The 19,685-nt window shown below is 31.8% G+C and carries 23 protein-coding genes; 10 read left to right on the forward strand and 13 right to left on the reverse strand.

Annotated features, from left to right (window positions below; genetic code table 11):
• Positions 1–28: 28 nt before the first annotated feature.
• The 5 genes from H611_RS0113475 to H611_RS14375 all read right to left on the reverse strand — a co-directional run bounded on the left by H611_RS0113475 (position 29) and on the right by H611_RS14375 (position 4,797).
• Positions 29–1,447: a CCA tRNA nucleotidyltransferase gene (locus H611_RS0113475; protein WP_035483868.1), complete on the reverse strand. Its 1,419-nt coding sequence runs from the start codon at positions 1,445–1,447 to the stop codon at positions 29–31.
• Between the two features lie 17 nt (positions 1,448–1,464).
• Positions 1,465–2,028: an L-threonylcarbamoyladenylate synthase gene (locus H611_RS0113480; RefSeq protein WP_027138883.1), complete on the reverse strand. Its 564-nt coding sequence runs from the start codon at positions 2,026–2,028 to the stop codon at positions 1,465–1,467.
• The gene (locus tag H611_RS0113485) at positions 2,025–2,939 is read right to left on the reverse strand and encodes a polysaccharide pyruvyl transferase family protein (RefSeq protein WP_027138884.1); all 915 of its coding nucleotides are present in this window, start codon (positions 2,937–2,939) and stop codon (positions 2,025–2,027) included. Before H611_RS0113485 ends, H611_RS0113480 begins: the two co-directional genes overlap by 4 nt.
• 273 nt (positions 2,940–3,212) lie before the next feature.
• Positions 3,213–4,040: a DUF4422 domain-containing protein gene (locus H611_RS14370; protein WP_051238816.1), complete on the reverse strand. Its 828-nt coding sequence runs from the start codon at positions 4,038–4,040 to the stop codon at positions 3,213–3,215.
• Position 4,041: 1 nt separating this feature from the next.
• Entirely contained in the window at positions 4,042–4,797 is a 756-nt protein-coding gene (locus tag H611_RS14375; RefSeq protein ID WP_051238817.1) for a DUF4422 domain-containing protein, read from the reverse strand.
• A 202-nt stretch (positions 4,798–4,999) separates the two neighbouring features.
• On the opposite strand from H611_RS14375, the gene H611_RS0113500 reads away from it, so the two are divergent.
• The 3 genes from H611_RS0113500 (at position 5,000) to H611_RS0113510 (ending at position 7,556) form a co-directional block, all read left to right on the forward strand.
• Positions 5,000–5,872: a hypothetical protein gene (locus tag H611_RS0113500; RefSeq protein WP_027138885.1), complete on the forward strand. Its 873-nt coding sequence runs from the start codon at positions 5,000–5,002 to the stop codon at positions 5,870–5,872.
• A 6-nt stretch (positions 5,873–5,878) separates the two neighbouring features.
• A complete protein-coding gene (locus tag H611_RS0113505) occupies positions 5,879–6,664 on the forward strand; it encodes a glycosyltransferase family 2 protein (RefSeq protein WP_027138886.1) in 786 nt (261 codons plus the stop codon).
• A gap of 124 nt (positions 6,665–6,788) precedes the next feature.
• Positions 6,789–7,556 (forward strand): lipopolysaccharide kinase InaA family protein, encoded by a 768-nt coding sequence (locus H611_RS0113510; RefSeq protein ID WP_051238818.1) that lies wholly within the window; start codon positions 6,789–6,791, stop codon positions 7,554–7,556.
• Here H611_RS0113510 and H611_RS0113515 read toward each other — a convergent pair.
• From H611_RS0113515 to H611_RS0113530, 4 genes are all read right to left on the reverse strand, one after another.
• Complete coding sequence (locus H611_RS0113515; protein ID WP_051238819.1) at positions 7,553–8,287, reverse strand: glycosyltransferase family 2 protein; 735 nt, start codon at positions 8,285–8,287, stop codon at positions 7,553–7,555. The two genes, H611_RS0113510 and H611_RS0113515, sit on opposite strands and share 4 nt — an antisense overlap.
• A gap of 70 nt (positions 8,288–8,357) precedes the next feature.
• Complete coding sequence (gene glf / locus H611_RS0113520) at positions 8,358–9,467, reverse strand: UDP-galactopyranose mutase (RefSeq protein ID WP_027138889.1); 1,110 nt, start codon at positions 9,465–9,467, stop codon at positions 8,358–8,360.
• A 109-nt stretch (positions 9,468–9,576) separates the two neighbouring features.
• Positions 9,577–10,623 (reverse strand): glycosyltransferase family 9 protein, encoded by a 1,047-nt coding sequence (locus tag H611_RS0113525; RefSeq protein ID WP_027138890.1) that lies wholly within the window; start codon positions 10,621–10,623, stop codon positions 9,577–9,579.
• Positions 10,624–11,439 carry a 2,3,4,5-tetrahydropyridine-2,6-dicarboxylate N-succinyltransferase gene (locus H611_RS0113530; protein ID WP_027138891.1) on the reverse strand — a complete coding sequence of 272 codons (816 nt, stop codon included), beginning with the start codon at positions 11,437–11,439 and terminating at the stop codon, positions 10,624–10,626. It abuts the gene before it with no gap.
• A 327-nt stretch (positions 11,440–11,766) separates the two neighbouring features.
• Between H611_RS0113530 and H611_RS0113535 the strand changes: the two genes are divergently transcribed.
• The 7 genes from H611_RS0113535 to H611_RS0113565 all read left to right on the forward strand — a co-directional run bounded on the left by H611_RS0113535 (position 11,767) and on the right by H611_RS0113565 (position 16,199).
• Positions 11,767–12,051 carry a hypothetical protein gene (locus H611_RS0113535; protein WP_027138892.1) on the forward strand — a complete coding sequence of 95 codons (285 nt, stop codon included), beginning with the start codon at positions 11,767–11,769 and terminating at the stop codon, positions 12,049–12,051.
• A gap of 86 nt (positions 12,052–12,137) precedes the next feature.
• The gene (ruvX, locus tag H611_RS0113540; RefSeq protein WP_027138893.1) at positions 12,138–12,548 is read left to right on the forward strand and encodes a Holliday junction resolvase RuvX; all 411 of its coding nucleotides are present in this window, start codon (positions 12,138–12,140) and stop codon (positions 12,546–12,548) included.
• Between the two features lie 66 nt (positions 12,549–12,614).
• Positions 12,615–13,202, forward strand: coding sequence for a T9SS type A sorting domain-containing protein (locus H611_RS0113545; RefSeq protein WP_027138894.1), 588 nt, complete (start codon positions 12,615–12,617; stop codon positions 13,200–13,202).
• Positions 13,203–13,322: 120 nt separating this feature from the next.
• Positions 13,323–13,913 (forward strand): peptide deformylase, encoded by a 591-nt coding sequence (gene def, locus H611_RS0113550; RefSeq protein ID WP_027138895.1) that lies wholly within the window; start codon positions 13,323–13,325, stop codon positions 13,911–13,913.
• 54 nt (positions 13,914–13,967) lie between these two features.
• Positions 13,968–14,399 carry a DUF5606 family protein gene (locus H611_RS0113555; protein WP_027138896.1) on the forward strand — a complete coding sequence of 144 codons (432 nt, stop codon included), beginning with the start codon at positions 13,968–13,970 and terminating at the stop codon, positions 14,397–14,399.
• Positions 14,400–14,636: 237 nt separating this feature from the next.
• Positions 14,637–15,200, forward strand: coding sequence for a TlpA family protein disulfide reductase (locus H611_RS0113560; RefSeq protein WP_027138897.1), 564 nt, complete (start codon positions 14,637–14,639; stop codon positions 15,198–15,200).
• A 33-nt stretch (positions 15,201–15,233) separates the two neighbouring features.
• Positions 15,234–16,199 carry a D-2-hydroxyacid dehydrogenase gene (locus H611_RS0113565; protein ID WP_027138898.1) on the forward strand — a complete coding sequence of 322 codons (966 nt, stop codon included), beginning with the start codon at positions 15,234–15,236 and terminating at the stop codon, positions 16,197–16,199.
• Here the strand turns inward: H611_RS0113565 and H611_RS0113570 are convergent.
• The 4 genes from H611_RS0113570 to H611_RS0113585 are packed head-to-tail and all read right to left on the reverse strand — an operon-like array spanning position 16,196 to position 19,659.
• Positions 16,196–16,888: a lycopene cyclase domain-containing protein gene (locus tag H611_RS0113570; RefSeq protein ID WP_027138899.1), complete on the reverse strand. Its 693-nt coding sequence runs from the start codon at positions 16,886–16,888 to the stop codon at positions 16,196–16,198. The two genes, H611_RS0113565 and H611_RS0113570, sit on opposite strands and share 4 nt — an antisense overlap.
• Before the next feature lie 3 nt (positions 16,889–16,891).
• Positions 16,892–17,347 carry a sterol desaturase family protein gene (locus tag H611_RS0113575; protein WP_027138900.1) on the reverse strand — a complete coding sequence of 152 codons (456 nt, stop codon included), beginning with the start codon at positions 17,345–17,347 and terminating at the stop codon, positions 16,892–16,894.
• Between the two features lie 9 nt (positions 17,348–17,356).
• Entirely contained in the window at positions 17,357–18,196 is an 840-nt protein-coding gene (locus tag H611_RS0113580) for a phytoene/squalene synthase family protein (protein WP_027138901.1), read from the reverse strand.
• Positions 18,193–19,659, reverse strand: coding sequence for a phytoene desaturase family protein (locus H611_RS0113585; protein ID WP_027138902.1), 1,467 nt, complete (start codon positions 19,657–19,659; stop codon positions 18,193–18,195). The genes H611_RS0113580 and H611_RS0113585 overlap by 4 nt, the downstream gene beginning before the upstream one ends.
• Positions 19,660–19,685: the final 26 nt, after the last annotated feature.

Raw genomic sequence — 19,685 nt, forward strand, 5'->3', positions numbered from 1 at the left:
GTACGTTTTAGAAGGTGTGATTTATCTTTTATTTTACAACCGTTAAGCCCAAGGCTTCTCCTTTTTTAACCATTAAATTGAATGCAGCCTTATGTTCGTTTGGAATTTCGCCTTCCAGAATAGCTTCCTTAATGGCTTCTTTGATAATACCAATTTCTTTTGAAGGTTTTATATTAAAGGTTTCCATAATTTCTTCTCCAGATACTGGTGGCTGAAAGTTTCTAACATGGTCGCGTTCTTCTACTTCAACTATTTTCTGACGAACAATTTTAAAGTTGTTATGATACTTTTGAAATTTTTTAGGGTTTTTTGTGGTAATGTCAGCTTCGCAAAGCGTCATTAAATCTTCAACATAATCACCTGCATCAAAAATTAATCGCCTAACGGCAGAGTCGGTAACAATATCTTGTGCCAAAACAATAGGTCGCGAACTCATTAAAACCATTTTCTGAACAAATTTCATTTTATCATTCAGAGGCATTTTCAATCGCTTAAACAGATGATACACCATTTTAGATCCCTTAAATTCATGTCCATGAAAGGTCCATCCTACTTTTTTACTAAATTTCTTAGTAGGTGCTTTGCCTATATCATGTAATAAAGCAGCCCAGCGTAACCAAGGGTTGTCGGTGTTTTTTGCAATGTTATCGACTACTTCTAGAGTGTGATAGAAATTGTCTTTATGGCGTTGACCTTCAACTTCGTCTATCCCCTTAAGAGCTAGTAATTCTGGAAGAATGTATTGCAAGAGCCCTGTTTTTTCTAAGAGTAAAAACCCAACTGAGGGTTCCGGGCTTTCGAGAATTTTATTTAATTCTACAACAATTCGTTCTTTCGTTATAATCTTTATGCGTTCGGCATTTCTAGTAATGGCATTTAAAGAAGCTTCCTCAATTGAAAAGTTAAGCTGTGTTGCAAATCGTATCGCACGCATCATTCGCAGAGGATCATCACTATAAGTGATGTCTGGATTTAGCGGGGTGCGGATTATTTTATTCTCTATATCTTGAATACCTCCAAACGGATCTAGTAATTTTCCGAATTCGGTTTCATTCAGGTTTAAAGCAAGCGCATTAATAGTGAAATCACGGCGATTTTGGTCATCTTGTAAAGAACCGTTTTCAACCGCAGGATTTCTACTGTTTTCCTGATATGATTCTTTACGAGCCCCTACAAATTCAATTTCTATATCCTTGTAGCGTAGCATGGCTGTGCCATAAGTTTTAAAAACTTGAACCTTAGGTTTGTTAGGTAGATTTTTGGCTACTTGCTTGGCCAATTTAATACCATCGCCAATGGCTACAATGTCAATATCTTTTGGAATACCTCGATTTAAAATAAAATCGCGAACAAAACCACCTATAACATAACTATCCAGCTGTAATTCTTTGGCAGATTGAGAAATTATTTCAAAAATTTTGTTTTGTAAAGCTTCTTTGTAATTCATTAATAAAATTCATGACTTTATTTACGAATTATCTTAACAATACCATTGTTACTCAACTTAATAATAGACGATGGTTTAGCGCAGATTTTTTCGTGGTGCAAATTTACAACATAGTCTACACCTTTTAAAACCTCAGGTGCTATTTCTTCAAAGGATTTTGGGGTTGGTTGTCCGCTAATATTTGCTGAGGTAGACACTATAGCTCCATTAAACCGTCTTGTAAGTTGATAGCAAAATTCATCATCTGGAATTCGAATAGCAATACTTCCGTCATCTGCAATTAAATTAGGAGCCAGATTTTGGGCCTCATCATATATTATAGTTGTTGGTTTGTCACTAATATCTATGATATCTAAAGCTGCATAAGGAATTTCTTTTACGTATTTTTTTAGCATTCTATCGTCAGCAACTAAACAGATTAGGGCTTTACTATCGACACGTTGTTTTAAATCGTAAACTTTTTTCACGGCTTCATGGTTTGAAGCATCACAGCCAATTCCCCAAACAGTATCGGTAGGATAGAGAATAAGTCCGCCTTGTTTTAAAATAGTTAATGCGTTTGCAACTTCTTTATGTATCATAAGTTAAGAAAATCAAATACTTTTATGGCAAATATATTATTTATCTCTCTACATTCTTCAAGCACTCCGCTATAAGATTGGGCTTCTTTTAGTTTACTTTCAAAATTATCAAAAGAAGCTATAACTGGAGGGTATTTGAAATCATAAAATTTAGATGTTGTTGGAATAACAACGGTTTTTTTACCTAATAGAATAGCCCAGTACATGGCGTGGTAACTATCTGTGACGATAGTATTAGATTTACCTATGAATGAAACCATTTCATCCAAACTTGTTGTATTCGAACTAACGGGAAAATGATTTAATTTATTTTGTAGCTTTTTATTTTTTGTTGACACCTTTCCAAATAAAATTCCAATTTCTTGGGTTGTTTTAAATTTTTTATCAAAAATGGGGTGCAAGCAGCTAACGCAAGGAACCCATTCATTTTTCATACTAAAGTCTCTAGTACCTGCTAAGCCAAATTTTTTAATATCTACATTGTAATTTGTAAAAGCACCTGTATTTTTTGATTTAATTTCATTGTGTCCAGCACCCCAAATCACAGTTTTTTTACCATCTACACTTAACTGTTCAAAGAGTTTCATCTGCATTTCAAAATGACGAAGATTTAGTAAACCACCACCTCCAATGATTAAGGAATCGTTTGATATGTTTTCAACCCAATTATTTCGCCTTTTTTTAGAAATGCTTCTAAAATCACTTATATCTAAATATTTGTCTTTAAGAACTTCAAAATATAAGTGAGGAGCGCAATAATAATCTCCTACATTATTAACATCGTGTCTGTGGATGTTTATAACGTCATGATTCTTTTGAGCCGATTCCATTACAGAATTTATCACGTTTAGTTTTCTCTTATCACTATCTAAAACAGGAAAAATACTGCTGAGCCCCTTCTTTAAATTCATTAAGTTTTCTTTAAATCATTAAATTGTCTATTGGGTAAAGGTATTAATTTAATATTTTTTTTATTGATGTTATTAACTTACAACAATATGGGATGACTAATTTTATATTGAGATTCAAGTAGCAACAAAAATGAACAGATGGAGTAATCAAATTAGACTACGGATTTAAAAAAGTACTATAATCCTTGATTAAACTCTTAATCAAGGATTATAGATATTATGATATGTAATTGTTTGATTTAAAAAATGGTAGAGTTGAAAAGACGATCCTTTTTATTCGATAAATTCGTTTGGTTTTGTGATTTCTGGATTATCTTCAAAAAAGTCATTCACTAATAAAAGTGGTAAATGTTTTACTTTGAATTTATTATGATGAATATAAAGTGAAAGAAGACGTTCAGATAAAAAACCAAAGACTCTTTTTTGATAGGAATCTTCACTTATGGTTATTCGAGATTCCAGTTTAAACAAAATATCAAAAAGCCATGAGCAATAATCATTTAGCCAATCATATTGAGCAATAAACATGTTGGCCATATAAAATCGGTCATAGCTATTATATAAATATTTTTCTATACTTGGTTTATATTCTGGATAATTCGTTTTAATGATTTCCATAGCTGTATTCCAGTCAGAGGCTCTATGATGAAAACAGTAGTCTTCTGCAATAGTTGCTGGTGCATCTTGAACAGTATAGGTTCTAGGAAACGGAAGTATGATGTCATATTCTGAAAGCCATTTAGTGATTTTTTCTTCTATTTTATCATGTTTATCCTGTGTTTTTGTAATAAGTTTACTATTACTATCTATTTTTTTTAACCTTGATGATTTTCTGCTAAAAGGTTTTTTGAAAAAATGAAAGTATCGTCTATAATGCATAAGGCCTACAACATTTTCATTAGCCATGTTTTTCCACATCCAATATAGAGAAGTAAGTTCATTATAGTTAATGTTTTTTAGAGAGATATTATTTCCTGTATTATCTAAAAGGTACGATTCGTCAATAACCGATTGAGAACAATCTGCTCCCACCTGAATAGGTGTCATTAGATTATTATTTATAAAGGTTTTGTCTTTATGTGTGGCAATAAGTATTTTCAAATTAAATTATTTTGTATAAAGGGGTTTCTTTTATTTTAAAATTATGGTGTTGGAAATATAAGGCCGTTAACCTTTCAGATATAAAACCAAAAATTCTAGCTTGATATGAGTCTTCTGGAATAGAAATTCGTTTTTCTAATTCGAATAATATATCGAATAACCATTTATAATACGCTTGCCAGATTTTTTTTGAAGTAATAAGCATATTGGCGACGTAGAATTTCGATTCCCTGTTTAAATATTTTTCAATACTTGATTCGTATTCTGGGTATTTTTCGAGTATTATTTGTTTGGTTAAATCGAAATCTTCTTTTTGGTGGCCAATAGCATAATTTTCTGATAAGGAAATACCTAAATCGTATGAAACAGGTAAAATGACATCATAACTTTTAAAAATGTCTAAAATTAATTGTTCCTGTTTTTCGGGAGCTATTTTGTATAGTTTAGATTTTTTAAATGTCCCTTCGGTTATTTTTTTTTGTGTTGATGGTTTTAAACTTAAAGGATTCTTATAAAAATTAAAATACCTTCTGTAGTGGCAAAGACCTATATAATCAGCCTCATCATAATTTTTTGATATCCAATAGGCAGCAGTTAATTCACAAAAGTTTTTATTTTTTTCTGCAATATGGTCTCCTGTATGGTCATTTAAAATGCCTTTGAAAATTTCATGGTTGGAGCCGACTTGTAATGGAATATACAGGTTGTTATTTAAAGCAGGTGTTTGTTGGTGAGTTATGATGAAAATTTTTACCATTCGGATTTTAAGTTAACATAAATCTTCTTGTAGTTGAATATACGTATAAGTTGTTGTTTTGGTTGAGATAAAATATCTAAACTATAGATAATAATAATTAGTATTTTTATTAATATCTGAAAGTGTATACATGTTGCTTATTTATAATAATGTGTAAGCATAAGTACGTATATTTGTCGTCCATTTATCAAATTTTGCAACGATGAACAAAATTCAGGTAGGTTTTTTAGTGTCCTATGATTATGAATTGTTAAAAAATGCCATTCCATTAGTATATAAACATGCCGATACCATTTATCTTGCTGTGGACAAAGATAGGAAAACTTGGAATGGAAACCATATTCACATTGCTCCCGAGTTTTTTGCTTGGATAAAATCTATTGATGTTGATAATAAAATTCAATTATATGAAGATTACTTCTACGTAAACGAAATGTCTACCATGGCATGTGAGGTTCGAGAGCGTAAAATGTTGGCAGAAAAGATGGGAATTGGAAACTGGATTATTCAATTAGATGCAGATGAGTATTTCATAAATTTTGAGCGTTTTGTTTCTTTTTTGAAGAGCAAAAATCATTATTTAAATTCTCCAGAAAAACATAAAGTATTAATACAACCATTTCATGTAAGTTTATACAAGAAGACTAAAAATGGATATTTGTATGTAAATAAAGCCACTAAAACAGTGGTTGCAACTAATTATCCTGATTATACTGTTGGTAGAAAGACCAATGGGAGAGTAATTTATTATAATGCGTTAATTTTGCATGAATGTTTGGCCAGAACACGCGAAGAATTGGTGCAAAAATTGACTAATTGGGGACATAATGAAGAAGTCGATTTAGAAAGATTTATGAACAAATGGGATAGCGTAAACGAATTGAATTATAAAGAAAAGGAGAACTTCTTTTTTTTAGAGCCAGAAAAATGGAAGTATTTGGATTTTGTTGCAGGTAGTAATTTTTCCGAATTGTTTGAAAATTTTAGAAAGGAAAAAGAACAAGGGCTTTATAAATCCAATTTCTTTATATTCAAGAAGAATCTTGGACAATTTTTTAAATATTTATTTAAGTAGAAGGATTTGAAAACTAGTTTAATTTTATCAACATATAATTGGCCTGAAGCTCTTGAACTTGTTTTACTGAGTGTAAAAAAGCAAAGGGTGTTTCCAGATGAAGTCATTATAGCAGATGATGGGTCGACAAAAGAAACAAAAACTTTAATTGAAGCATTTAATCAAGAATTTCCAGTTCCAATAAAACATGTCTGGCATAAGGATATTGGGTTTACAAAATCGGCTATTCTAAACAAAGCTATTGCGGAAGCTAAAGGAAGTTATATTATTCAGGCAGATGGCGATTGTATTTTGCATCCATGTTTTGTTAAAGATCATATAGAATTTGCTCAAAAGGGTTACTATTTATTTGGAAGCAGAGTAAATATTCAGAAGGCTCATTTAAGAAGTCTTTTCGAAATAAAGCAGACAAATTTTTCAGTATTTTCAAAGGGTATAAAAAAGCGCACCCGGGCATTGCGTTTTCCTTTACTAAGTAGATTGTATTTGCCAAAACCAAATTTTTCAAAAAAATACAGAGGCTGCAATACCTCCTATTTTAAAGAGGATTTTATTGCCGTAAATGGTTATAATGAAGAGTTTCAAGGCTGGGGTAGAGAGGATTCTGAGTTGGCACTTCGTCTACATAATTATGGTCTTCAAGGTCGCAGATTGAGGTATAGGGGTATTGTTTTTCATATTTATCATCAGGAAAAATCAAAAAATAGATTAGAGTTTAATAATTCTATAGAATCAAGTACTAAAAGAAATAAGGCTGCATGGTGTGAAAACGGTGTTGGGAAATACCTTTAATTAGCCTTAGTGTTACATGAAATTACTTTTATAAAAGAATAAAAATTTCAATAATACATCAGTATTTTTGAAAAAATAAAATACCAGTAGTTCATTGCAATTATTAAGGTTGAAGTAGATAAAAATGATAATTAATAAAACGATACACGAGAATTTTAAGGAACATATAGCCTTTTTTGATGATATTATTTTCAATTATAATACTAAAGGTGAAAATTTTGGAAATCAGGATAGGAATTCATTAAAGTTGTTTGCTCTGGGAGATAAAACATTGAATGTAAAATCTTTTAAAGTCCCTCATTTAATTAACCAAATAGCGTATCGTTTTTTTAGAAAAAGTAAGGCACAACGCTCTTATGAATATGCCAATAAATTAATAGAATTAGAAATAGGAACCCCACAACCAATAGGGTATTATATTTTTAAGACCTTTTTTCTTTTTAAAAAAAGTTATTATATCAGTGAGCATTTAAGTTGTGAGTTAACCTATAGAGAATTAACAACCGATTTTGATATTCCTAATTACGAGAATATTTTAAGAGCATTTACGCGATTCACTTTTCAATTACATGAAAAGGGCGTTCATTTCTTAGATCATTCGCCTGGAAATACTCTAATTAAATTAAATAATGGTGATTATAAGTTTTATTTAGTTGATCTCAATCGTATGGAATTTAAGTCTCTAGATTTTGAAACGCGTATAAAGAATTTTTCACGTTTAACCATACATAAATCTATGGTTGAAATTATGAGTGATGAGTATGCGAAATGTTCCGGATATGATTACGAAGAAGTATTCGGTTTAATGTGGTATGAAACTGAAGTTTTTCAAGAAAAATATCACCGTAAACGTCGGCTTAAAAAGAAACTGAAATTTTGGAAAGCGGGCTAAGATTGTTTAGTTAGACTTTTTAATTTTTGATATCTGTAATGTACACCATAGGCACTTAAGTAAGATATAATCAAGCCCTCTTTACCATCTAAGAATCCAAGTCTTAAAAAATAATTTAAAACAAATTTATAGGTTGGTCTCAATATAAAATGGAGCATGTTTGCTTTCTTACCTTTTTGGTGTAACTCAACTGCTTTTAATTTGGCATAGTGCTCCATTTTAGATTTATATTGCGAAGCACTGTCAAAAGAATAGTGGAGCATTTTGTTTTTAAGTAACATGCTTTTTCCGTTTAAAACAGGCATTTCATGTACCGTTTTACATTCATTATATTTCACAAAATCTTTTTTAAACAATCTGTAAGTGGTATCCGTTTGGAATCCACTAAATCTAATACGTTTTTGCTTAAAGAAAAAGAGACGTTTAAACATAAAACCAACAATATCATCGGTTGAGTTAACATGTTGTATGATTTCTTTTCTTAGATTTTCCGGGATACGTTCGTCGGCATCAATAAAAAGAACCCATTCGTATTTAGCCTGCTCTAATGCAAAGTTTCTTTGATTGGCAAAGTTGATAAACTCCCGCTGTATGGTTTTTACATTTTTATGGGATTTTAACTTTTCGTAAGTACCATCATTACTATAAGAATCTATCACTATAATTTCATCTGCAAAATTCACGGATTCTAATACAGCATCAATATGATTAACTTCGTTGAAAGTAATCATTAATGCAGATATTTTTTTTGTAGTATTCAATTTGAATAGACTCAATAGGTTGGTTTATGAATTAACACAGCTAAGATACTTTATTCCCAAATTCTTTTTTGCTTTTCTTTAGAGCGGACGCAATAATTTGGTGCATATCATAATATTTATACTCTGCTAATCTACCACCAAAAATCACATTCGACTCAGATTGAGAGAGCTTTCTATAGCGTTCATATTTGTTTTGGTTTTCATCATTGTTAATGGGGTAGTATGCCTCTTTTTCAGGCGTCCATTTTTCAGGGTATTCCTTGGTTATTACCGTATTTGGCTGGGTGCCGAATTCAAAATGTTTGTGCTCTATAATCCTCGTATAAGGAATATCACCATCATTATAATTAACAACGGCATTACCTTGGAAGTTATCTGTTTCTAAGGTGGAATTTTCAAAACGAAGCGAACGATATTCTAATTTACCATATTTATAATCAAAAAATTCATCTATTTTACCTGTAAAAATGATAGTTTTTGCTATGTTTTTATAGGCTTCTCGGTTTTTAAAAAAATCTACATTGGTTCTCACTTCTATACCTGCTAACAACCCATCAATAATTTTATTATAACCTCCAATTGGAATCCCCTGGTATTTGTCGTTAAAATAATTGTTGTTGAAAGTGTATCGAACGGGAAGTCTTTTAATTATGAATGGAGGTAATTTAGTTGCCTTGGTACCCCATTGTTTTTCGGTATATTCTTTTATTAAAACTTCATAAACATCTTTACCAATAAGAGAAAGTGCTTGTTCTTCCAGATTTTGAGGTGTTTTAACTCCAAATTTTTCGATTTGTTTGTTAATTATTGCTTTTGCTTCATCTGGTGCTTTAGTGCCCCATAATTGATAAAAAGTGTTCATATTAAAAGGTAAATTATAAAGTTTACCTTTCGATATGGATACCGGTGAGTTTATATAATTGTTGAATTCAGCAAATTGATTAACATAGTCCCAAATAGATTTATCATTCGTATGAAAAATATGAGCACCATATTTGTGAACATTAATACCGTCAATGTTTTCACAATAAACATTTCCTCCCACATGATTTCTTTTATCTATTACCAGACATTTTTTGTTATTTTTTTTTGCTTCGTGAGCAAATACAGAACCAAACAGTCCGGCACCAACAATTAAATAGTCGTACATCTATATGTTTTAATTTTCTGCAAAATTACATTAAATAAATAGACCGTTAAAATGTATTATCTTTTGGTAAATATTAATCTACTTTAAAGGGGAGGCTAGGGGGTGAGTATTAAGAATTTAAAAACTTAATGAGTTTATTTTTAAAAAAATTTGGTTTGAATTTAAGATATAATGTTTCAGATTCTTGCTTATAGTGCTTTTCTGCTTTAGTATAGATATTAGGTTCGTAATCCTTTAAATGAACACCGATATTACTTTCGTTTTCAAAAAGGTTCCATGAAGATTTATCAATCCAAGGGGAGAATATTGAAAATGTTTTAACATTGAGGGCTTTAGCCATATTTACCGCGCCACCTTCATTTCCTATAAGGGCATTACAGTGATAAGTAATCGCTAAAAATTGACGCAAACTATTGCCAAAAACATGTAAAAATATACGGTTTTGTGTTTCTGGCTTACAAAGATTATAGATGTTTTTTGCATCAGACTCCTGCGCCGGTATATAATTAAACAGTATCTGAGCCTTCGGTTTTTCACTAATTATGGTATCAATAACCTCTGCCATATAATTTAAAGGGTAGGTTTTATTTTTGCCACTTCCTAAAACACTAATCATATACAATGGATTATCGAGATTTAATCCATTTTCTAATAGCAACTTTGAACTTTCTGAAATCTCTTCATTGCTTAAATAGATTTTTGGAATGACACTGGAAATTTGAATATCCAGAGGTTCCAGAAGTTGTAATCTGTGCCTTAAGGCAAGATTAGTTGAAGATGATTCTTTATCTCTTTTTATATTATTACTATAAAAGAAAGCGCTATAAGGTTTAAAATAAGAGATTTTTGTTTCAGCACCAGAAAGTAAGCTAATTATATTGCTCGATAATTTAGAATATACATCTACTACGATGTCGTATTTTTGTCGACGTATTTTTAAAGTAAATTTAAAAAGGCTAATTATGTTTTTTTGATCTCGTCGCGTGAATAAAACGAAATTATCTATAAATGGGTTGTTTTTAACAACCGGAAGAGTGTGCTCATTAATTAAGTAATCTAATTGAGCGTTTGGAAATTTTTGGTGAAGTGCTTCAAACATGATACTGCTTGTAAGCACATCACCAATCATTTTTTGTTGTATAATGAGAATCTTCATTTATACCGCAACATCGTTATCGCGAAGGGCATCGTTTAAAGATGTTTTCTTATCGGTACTTTCTTTACGTTTTCCAATAATTAATGCACAAGGAACTTGGTATTCACCTGCAGCGAATTTTTTAGTGTAACTTCCAGGAATAACAACCGAGCGGGCAGGAACGCGACCTTTCATTTCAATAGGGGTATCTCCAGTAATATCTATAATTTTAGTACTCATAGTTAAAACAACATTGGCTCCCAATACGGCTTCTTTTTCAACATGAACACCTTCAACTACAATACAGCGTGATCCGACAAATACATTATCTTCAATAATTACAGGAGCTGCTTGTAAAGGTTCTAAAACACCACCAATACCTACACCACCAGATAAGTGAACGTTTTTGCCTATTTGTGCACAGCTACCTACAGTGGCCCAGGTATCAACCATGGTACCTTCGTCGACATAAGCTCCAATATTCACATAACTAGGCATTAGTATAGTGCCAGGAGAAATATATGCTCCATGTCTAGCTACCGCATGCGGAACTACGCGAATGCCTTTTTCAGCATAACCTGTCTTTAAAGGTATTTTATCGTGGAATTCTAAAGGACCACATTCTATTGTTTCCATTTTTTGAATAGGGAAATATAATACAACACCTTTTTTCACCCATTCATTTACTTGCCAGCCAGCATCAACAGGTTCTGCAACTCGTAACTCTCCTTTATCTAATAAATCAACAACTTTTCTAATAGCGTTTGTAGTCTTTTCTTCTTTAAGAAGTTCTCTGTTCTCCCAAGCCGCTTCTATAATTTGTCTTAATTCTGTCATTTTAAATAGTTTTGCGCAAATATAATACCTCTTACTTAAATAACGAGAATTTAGTGTTTAGAATATGTTGTTCAAGGTCGATAAAGTACATATTGAAGGCGTGATTTTTAGTAGGAGAAGTTGTAATCCTACCTATGAACGTTTTGCATTTTTCGATTAAATGCAAAAGGCTTGTTTTTTATCCGTAAAAACAGGGTTTTTATCAGTTAATCGGGCGAAAACAGCAACTCCTCTACTAATCGAAAATACAGTGATTTACAACTATTTTTTTGTGTTCAACCTCTTATCTGAATATATCTTTGAATCATCAAACAACCCCAAATAGAAATGAAAACAAATTTTTACATATTAATTATCTTCTTATTAACTGTTTCTTTCGCAGGTGCTCAAAATAAAGTTGAAGTTGTAAATAATGAAAATGTTAAAGCGGTTTCTGTTTCTAATAATAATGAGAATACAGAAATTAATGAGGCAGTATTAATTGACGCTAAGGAACTAAAAGAGTCCATAGCTAAAAGTGCTAGCGATATTAGAATATATTTAAACCGAGTAAGAAAAGTGGATAATCTAAATTTACTTTTCCCAAAAATACATAAAGCTGCAAAAGCTTAATATCAACAAAAACTCTCGATAATAAAAAGGCTGTCTTTAAGACAGCCTTTTGTTTTTATTACATTATTTTTGTCTAAAGAATTATTATGGCAAGAATACTCGCAATAGATTTTGGTAAAAAACGGACTGGTTTAGCGGTTACTGATGAGTTGCAAATTATCGCATCTGGATTAACAACGGTAAATACACCAGAGTTACTTGGTTTTTTAAAGACTTATACGGCTAAAGAAAAAGTTGAATTGTTTGTGGTGGGAGAGCCAAAACAAATGAATAATACAGCATCCGAAAGTGAAGTATTAATTACCCCATTTTTACAAAAATTGGTAAAGCAATTCCCAGACATTCCTGTAGTCAGAGTAGATGAACGCTTTACTTCTAAAATGGCTTTTCAATCCATGATTGATGGTGGATTGAAAAAAAGTCAAAGGAAAAACAAAGCCCTCGTAGACGAAATTAGTGCTACGCTCATATTACAGAGTTATTTAGCCTCAAAATAATTGAAAAAAAATATCTAGTTTTGTAAGAAATTATTAACTTTATAAATCAACCAAAACCAACCATTTATGAAACAAATCTACTTTTTAGCTATTGCGGCATTTTTTAGTTTAAATCAAGCTTTTGCCGATCCTTGTCCGGAATCAGGAACTACATCGGCTGGAGGGGAGTTAATTATTTTTAATTATCCAGAAGCGACCTCGTTTTGTGCTAACAGACCGGTAACAATAATGGTTGATGGTACAACCACCTACGAATTAGACGAAGCGTCTTGTTCAGAAACGGTTGCTGTGTATAATAGATTGTCCGGTCCAGCTATTTCAGGGCAGGATTTTACAGTAACTTCAGGTTTTGATACCTCTTGTACTTTTTCCTCAGGGACTTTACCAACCGAAACGTTTGAAGTTTTAAAAAAGGAATTTAAGGTGTTTCCTAATCCGCTTACAAAAGGAAACGAAATTAGTTTGTCTTTTGGAATAAATACTTCAGTGCAAATCGAATTATACGATATCACGGGGAAATTGATGTTAAAGACATTTACGGATAATCAAAATTTGAAAAATATTAATGTCAGTGGCTTGACCAACGGCATGTATATGATTAAAATAAATAGTGGTAATTCATCGGTAATAAGAAAAGCTGTTATTTTAAAATAAATTAATTTATAAATAAAAAGAACACCTTAAATTAATTCAGTTTATGGTGTTTTTTTATGTATTGACTTAACTTGAATTACCATATAGTATTGTATTTTTGCAAACGAAAATATTTTAATCATGATTTTACCTATTGTAGCTTATGGCGATCCTGTTTTAAAAAAGGTAGGAACCGACATTGATAAAGATTATCCTAATTTAAATGAGTTGCTCGATAATATGTTCGAGACCATGTATAATGCTTACGGTGTGGGCTTGGCGGCTCCACAAATCGGTTTACCAATTCGACTTTTTATAATTGATGCGACACCTTTTTCTGAAGACGAAGATTTAACTCCGGAAGAACAAAAGGCCTTAAATGGTTTTAAGCGCGTATTTATAAATGCTACTATTTTAGAAGAAGAAGGTAAGGAGTGGGCTTTTAATGAAGGGTGCTTAAGTATACCGGATATTCGTGAAGATGTAAATAGAAAACCAAAAGTGACAATTGAATTTCAAGATGAAAATTTCGCGTGGCACACTGAAACTTATGATGGTTTAGTAGCACGTGTGATACAACATGAATACGATCATATTGAGGGCGTGTTATTCACTGATAAATTGTCGAGCTTAAAAAAACGACTTTTAAAAGGGCGTTTAAGTAATATTTCGAAAGGGAAGATTAATGTAGATTATAAAATGCGTTTTCCCGATCAAAAAAAGAAACGATAATATTTGCAATACATCAATAAACAAATGATATTTGCGACGTTCAATAAATAATTTATGAGTTTAGATAAAGTACTTTCAATTGCAGGAAAGCCAGGTTTGTATAAACTGGTAGCTCAAACTAGAGGTGGTTTTGTAGCAGAATCTTTAGTAGATAAAAAACGTATTTCAGTAAATATTCAACAAAACGTGAGTATATTAAGTGAAATCGCAATTTATACTTTAACTGAAGAAGTGCCTTTAAAACAAGTGTTTTTAAATATTAAAAACAAAGAAAATGGAGAACAGGCATCTGTAAAACCAAAGGCTAGCAAAGATGATTTAGAAGCTTACTTTTTTGATATTTTACCTGATTACGATGAAGATCGTGTATATGCGAGCGACATAAAGAAAGTAGTGCAATGGTATAATATTTTACAAAAGCATGATATGTTAGACGATTTAGATTCTGAAGATTCAGAAGTTGAAGCAGTGAGCACTGAAGAATAATTTCTTTATAGTTATATAATAATAGGAGAGGCCTCCAGAATTGGAGGTTTTTTTATGCCTGTTTTTTAAGAGTATCCTATATAATATATTGACTGCCTTGGTTTCATGAAATTTGTATAGGTATATAGCTTCTATAAATGGAATTAGTAATTTAATGTAACATTGGTATCCATAATAGGTGGTATTAATTATTAGTTTTGTGGAATATTCTATAATTAATCTGAAACATCTTAACCTATGAATTGGTCGAAACTAAAAATTAAAAATATATTATATATTGTTCTTATTGCACTCTTAATTATTCCACAGACCAGAAAACCAATTCAAATATTTCTCAATAAAGGGTTGGCGCTTTTTGCTCCTTCGGTTAAAAGTGATTCCGAGCTAGTTTTATTAAACGATTATCAATGGCAGCTACGCAGTGGAGATAATAAAATTAAACAATTTACGGAGGCTAAAGGAAAAGTAGTATTGGTAAATTTTTGGGCAACCTGGTGTCCGCCATGTATAGCAGAAATGCCAAGTTTACAGGCTTTGTACAATGACTACAAGGATAAAGTTGAATTTGTTTTCGTAACGTCAGATGATTTCGAAGAAGTAAATCAATTTTTAAGTAAGAATAGTTATTCATTTGAGGTATATCAGCCTAATTCCAAGTCACCTGAATTATTTAATGTAAACTCCATACCCAGAACATTTTTAATTGATCAAGAGGGGCAAATCATTATAGATGAAACTGGAGCAGCTAATTGGAACAGTGATAAAGTAAGACAAACAATTGACGGTTTATTAAAAAAATAGATTTTTGTAGCTTAGTACAAAAAAGGAACCTATATGAAAATAGTTGTTTTAGATGGTTACGCTTTAAATCCCGGAGATTTAAGTTGGAAGGGTATTGAAGAATTTGGGGATATAACTGTTTACGATCGAACGAAATTCGAAACACAAGAAATTTTAAGTCGTATACAAAATGCTGAGGTTGTTTTTACCAATAAAACACCACTTTCAACAGAAGTTTTAGAACAGTGTGAGGCGCTTAAATACATAGGTGTTTTAGCTACCGGATATAACGTAGTTGATGTTGATACAGCAAAAAAACAAGGAATTATAGTAGCAAATGTACCTGCTTATAGTACACATGCTGTTGCTCAATTTACCATGGCGCTTTTGTTGGAAATGTGTCATCAGGTTGGAGATCATAATCAATCCGTTCATGAAGGTCATTGGGCGAAATCATTGGATTTTAGCTACTGGAATTCACCGCTTATAGAATTGCAGGGCAAAACTTTTGGAGTCATCGGTTTTGGTAGAATCGGACAGGCTGTGGCAAAATTAGTTCAAGCATTTGGATTACATATTTTAGTTTATAGTAGAACAAGAAAACCAGAAATAGAATCTGAAACCTGTGAATTTGTTGAATTAAATACCTTATTAGAGTGTTCAGACTTTATAAGTTTGCATTGTCCTCTTTTTGAAAGTACTATTGGGATTATTAATAAATCGAACATCAGTAAAATGAAAACGGGGGTTAAAATTATAAACACTTCCAGAGGCGGATTAATTGTTGAAACAGATTTAGCTGAAGCTTTAAATTCTGGTAAAGTTTCGGCTGCAGCGGTCGATGTGGTTTCAGAAGAACCAATAAAACCGAATAACCCCTTACTTCAGGCAAAAAATTGTATTATTACCCCGCATATTGCCTGGGCACCAATAGAAGCTAGGGCTCGGTTAATGGACATAACTGTAAAAAACCTTGAAGCTTTTTTTAAAGGGCACCCTGTAAATGTTGTAAATAGTTAATTCTTAAAACGGTACTTGTTTATAGTGCTTATGATAAATAGATTCAAAAGAATTAAAGAAAAAGCATAAACAGTATCTTCAATTGGAATGGTAAATAACCGCACACCTAAATTTTCAGCATTATTATACCAAACCACTTCGTTTTTTATAAAACTACCTGTTAATGTTCCATTTACTAGAAAAAAAGGGATTAACATTACTATAAACGTTAATAAATAGCTTTGAAGTAATTCTATATTTCTACGAATCACTATCCCGGTGAGAATACTGGCTAAGCTAAAATTGACAAATGTGTAAGCTTTGGTGTGGTTGTAAATAGCTGTTATTATAAATAATAAAATTAATATAATTCCAATTAATTGAGTTTGTTGTTTTTTCAGTTTTAATTGTGGGAAATAAAGGAGTAAGGCATAATGTGTAAATATACAGGCATATGGAATACATATAAAGAATAGCCATTCTTCTATCGGTAAGTTAAAAAAGGTGGTTCCTAAATAATAGTTTGAATTAAACCCCCAAACCCCTTCATTAGTAAATATAATATCCCAGGGAATAAAAATAAGCATACTCGCAAAAACACTAATAATCAAAGGCTTCCAGTAATTATAAAATTTAAGTTTTGGATGAAAGCTAAATAGGAAGGGGACAGATAATGAACCTAAGTTGAGTAGTAAATAGAGGTGATGCATTGGCTACTTTACGTTTTTAAAATATTTGAAAGGAACAAATAACATCCCGAAGCATTCACCATCTTCTTTGCCTAGGTGTTTGTGGTGCATTTTATGTGCACGACGAATGCCTTTTGCATACCAGTTATTAGCATTTCTAAAAATTTTAAAGCGCTGATGAATAAATATATCGTGAACCAAAAAGTAAGAAAGGCCATAAGCGAATATACCTAACCCAATAGGAAGTCCGGGCCAAAAAATGTCAAATTTCCAAAGTAAAAAGCAACCAATACTTACAACGGCATAAAAAATAAAGAAGGCGTCATTTCTTTCAAACCAACTATCGTGATCTTTTTTGTGGTGATCTTTATGTAAAGACCAAAGGAAACCATGCATAATATATTTATGAGTAAACCAGGCCATGAATTCCATGAAACAGAATGTAGCTAAAAAAATAAGAATCCAAAAAACCGTATGCATATTACAAAGTTAAATTAAATTTAATTGATATTTTACATAGCTACGCATTAACAGTTCAAATTTCTTTGGGTTAGATACGCGTATTCTTGAATTTTTTATATGCAAAGCAGGCGTACGTTTTAACTTTTTTAATAAGTGTTTGTAATAGCGATAGGCCATAAAAACTCCAAATTTAGCTTCAATAGGTAGCTTTTTAATGCCTTTTAAACCAATTGAAAAATCGTGTTCTATGTCTTCAATGATGTGCTGCTTCGATATTTCGTCCAAGTTTTTTAAATCTGTTTTTGGAAAATATGAACGATTTAAACCTTCGAAGTCTGCTTTTAAATCTCTTAAAAAATTTACTTTTTGAAATGCAGACCCCAATGCCATGGCAGTATCTTTGAGTTCTTCATATTTATCTTTGTCACCTTTTACAAATACTTTTAAGCACATTAAACCAACCACGTCGGCCGAACCATAAATGTATTCTCTATATTCTTCTTCGGTTAAATAGGTGGTTTTATGCAAATCTAACCGCATGCTTTTCATAAAACTATCAACTAAATTTTTGTCTATATTATATTGATGGTAGGTGTTTTGAAAAGCATTTAAAATTGGGTTTAAACTAATACGATCTATCAATGCTTTTTCAAGGTCCTCACTAAATAAATCGAAAAGAGCTTCTTGGTCATAATCGTGGAAAGAATCTACGATTTCATCTGCGAACCTTACAAAACCGTAGATATTATATATATCCTGTCTTATTGCAGGGGAAAGCATTTTAGACGCTAATGAAAAAGAAGTGCTATAAGAATTAGTAACTAATTTGCTGCAATTGTATGAAACGGTGTCGAATAATGCTTTCATATGTTATGATGTTTGGTTATTAAATCTGCCACTAATTTCCCAGAAATTAGTGATGGTGGTACACCTGGTCCTGGCACAGTTAGTTGTCCTGTAAAATACAGGTTAGTTATTTTTTTGCTTTTTAGTTTAGGTCTTAAAAATGCTGTTTGAGTTAAAGTGTTTGCCATACCATAAGCGTTGCCCTTATACGAATTGTAGTCTTTTACAAAGTCATTAATACAAAAGCTTTCTTTAAATATAACATGTTTTTTTATATTTTGACTTGTTAAACTTTCAAATCGTGACATTATTTTTTCAAAATATTGTTCCCGAAGTTTTTGCGTATCTTCAATTCCAGGAGCTAAAGGAATTAAAAATATTCCAGCTTCTTTGTTCTTTGGAGCGGCATAATCGTCAGTTTTACTAGGGAAACTGGCATAAAATAATGGGTTTTCTGGCCATTCGGGTTTGTCGTAAATGGCTTGTGCATGCTTATCGAAATCAACATCGAAAAATAAGGTATGATGATGTACATTCTCTATTTTCTTATCAAAACCAACATAAAACAAAAGGGAAGAAGGAGCAAAGGTTTTCTTTTGCCAATACTTTTCAGAATATTGTCTATATTCCTTTTCTAATAATGTTTCTGTGTGGTGATAATCAGCTCCGCTTAATATAATATCTGCTCTATGTTCTATGCTGTTAATAGTGACTGAGGTGGCCTTTGCGTTTTTGATAATAATATTTTCAACGGCAGCGTTCGTTTCAATTTTTACACCAAGTGATTTAGCTAATTGTTCGATAGCTAGAATAACCTGATACATACCTTTTTTGGGGTGAAATGTACCCAGTCCGAAATCGGCATAATTCATAAAATTATAAAATGATGGAGTATCACTTGGTTTTGCTCCTAAAAAGAGAACAGGGAACTCTAGTATTTTCACTAAACGCTCATTTTTAAAAGCTTTTCTAACATCCTTTTTAATATTGCTGAAAAATTGATTTAGTTTGGTTATTGTCGCGGGTGTAACTAATTCTAAAGGAGAAACACCTGGATTGTAAACAAGGTCTTTAATGGCTATGTCGTAGTTGCTTTTGGCATTAGCGATGAATTTCGCCAATTGTTTTGAGCTGCCAGGTTCTTCTTTTTCAAAAGCTTTGGATATTTTTTCTAAGCTGTCTTCAATAGTGATATAATCATTTTTCCCAAAATAGACACTATAAGCGGGGTTAAGCTTTTCTAGGTCGTAAAAATCGCTTGGAGATTTTCCGAAATCGTTAAAAAATCTTTCAAAAACGTCCGGCATCCAATACCATGTGGGACCAATATCAAATGAGAATCCCTCTTTTTTTAGTTGTCTTGCACGCCCGCCGATGGTATTGTTTTTTTCATATACAGTCACCTCGTGGCCAGCTTTCGCTAAATAACAAGATGCTGCGAGAGATGAAAATCCGGAACCGATTATTATAACTTTTGATTTCATATTGTTTAACAAATATAATCAAAAGT

The sequence above is a fragment of the Gaetbulibacter saemankumensis DSM 17032 genome (assembly GCF_000425645.1).
GTDB lineage: Bacteria > Bacteroidota > Bacteroidia > Flavobacteriales > Flavobacteriaceae > Gaetbulibacter > Gaetbulibacter saemankumensis.

Bases quoted from the DNA above. Each gene is read 5' to 3' on its own strand.
- def (WP_027138895.1), top strand. From the start codon at position 13,323: ATGATTTTACCTATTGTAGCTTATGGCGATCCTGTTTTAAAAAAGGTA.
- H611_RS0113575 (WP_027138900.1), bottom strand. From the start codon at position 17,347: ATGCATACGGTTTTTTGGATTCTTATTTTTTTAGCTACATTCTGTTTC.
- H611_RS0113515 (WP_051238819.1), bottom strand. From the start codon at position 8,287: ATGATTACTTTCAACGAAGTTAATCATATTGATGCTGTATTAGAATCC.
- glf (WP_027138889.1), bottom strand. From the start codon at position 9,467: ATGTACGACTATTTAATTGTTGGTGCCGGACTGTTTGGTTCTGTATTT.
- H611_RS0113545 (WP_027138894.1), top strand. From the start codon at position 12,615: ATGAAACAAATCTACTTTTTAGCTATTGCGGCATTTTTTAGTTTAAAT.
- H611_RS0113510 (WP_051238818.1), top strand. From the start codon at position 6,789: ATGATAATTAATAAAACGATACACGAGAATTTTAAGGAACATATAGCC.
- H611_RS0113560 (WP_027138897.1), top strand. From the start codon at position 14,637: ATGAATTGGTCGAAACTAAAAATTAAAAATATATTATATATTGTTCTT.
- H611_RS0113555 (WP_027138896.1), top strand. From the start codon at position 13,968: ATGAGTTTAGATAAAGTACTTTCAATTGCAGGAAAGCCAGGTTTGTAT.
- H611_RS0113565 (WP_027138898.1), top strand. From the start codon at position 15,234: ATGAAAATAGTTGTTTTAGATGGTTACGCTTTAAATCCCGGAGATTTA.
- H611_RS14375 (WP_051238817.1), bottom strand. From the start codon at position 4,797: ATGGTAAAAATTTTCATCATAACTCACCAACAAACACCTGCTTTAAAT.
- H611_RS0113570 (WP_027138899.1), bottom strand. From the start codon at position 16,888: ATGCATCACCTCTATTTACTACTCAACTTAGGTTCATTATCTGTCCCC.
- ruvX (WP_027138893.1), top strand. From the start codon at position 12,138: ATGGCAAGAATACTCGCAATAGATTTTGGTAAAAAACGGACTGGTTTA.
- H611_RS0113530 (WP_027138891.1), bottom strand. From the start codon at position 11,439: ATGACAGAATTAAGACAAATTATAGAAGCGGCTTGGGAGAACAGAGAA.
- H611_RS0113485 (WP_027138884.1), bottom strand. From the start codon at position 2,939: ATGAATTTAAAGAAGGGGCTCAGCAGTATTTTTCCTGTTTTAGATAGT.
- H611_RS0113535 (WP_027138892.1), top strand. From the start codon at position 11,767: ATGAAAACAAATTTTTACATATTAATTATCTTCTTATTAACTGTTTCT.
- H611_RS0113480 (WP_027138883.1), bottom strand. From the start codon at position 2,028: ATGATACATAAAGAAGTTGCAAACGCATTAACTATTTTAAAACAAGGC.
- H611_RS0113525 (WP_027138890.1), bottom strand. From the start codon at position 10,623: ATGAAGATTCTCATTATACAACAAAAAATGATTGGTGATGTGCTTACA.
- H611_RS0113580 (WP_027138901.1), bottom strand. From the start codon at position 18,196: ATGAAAGCATTATTCGACACCGTTTCATACAATTGCAGCAAATTAGTT.
- H611_RS0113500 (WP_027138885.1), top strand. From the start codon at position 5,000: ATGAACAAAATTCAGGTAGGTTTTTTAGTGTCCTATGATTATGAATTG.
- H611_RS0113475 (WP_035483868.1), bottom strand. From the start codon at position 1,447: ATGAATTACAAAGAAGCTTTACAAAACAAAATTTTTGAAATAATTTCT.
- H611_RS0113585 (WP_027138902.1), bottom strand. From the start codon at position 19,659: ATGAAATCAAAAGTTATAATAATCGGTTCCGGATTTTCATCTCTCGCA.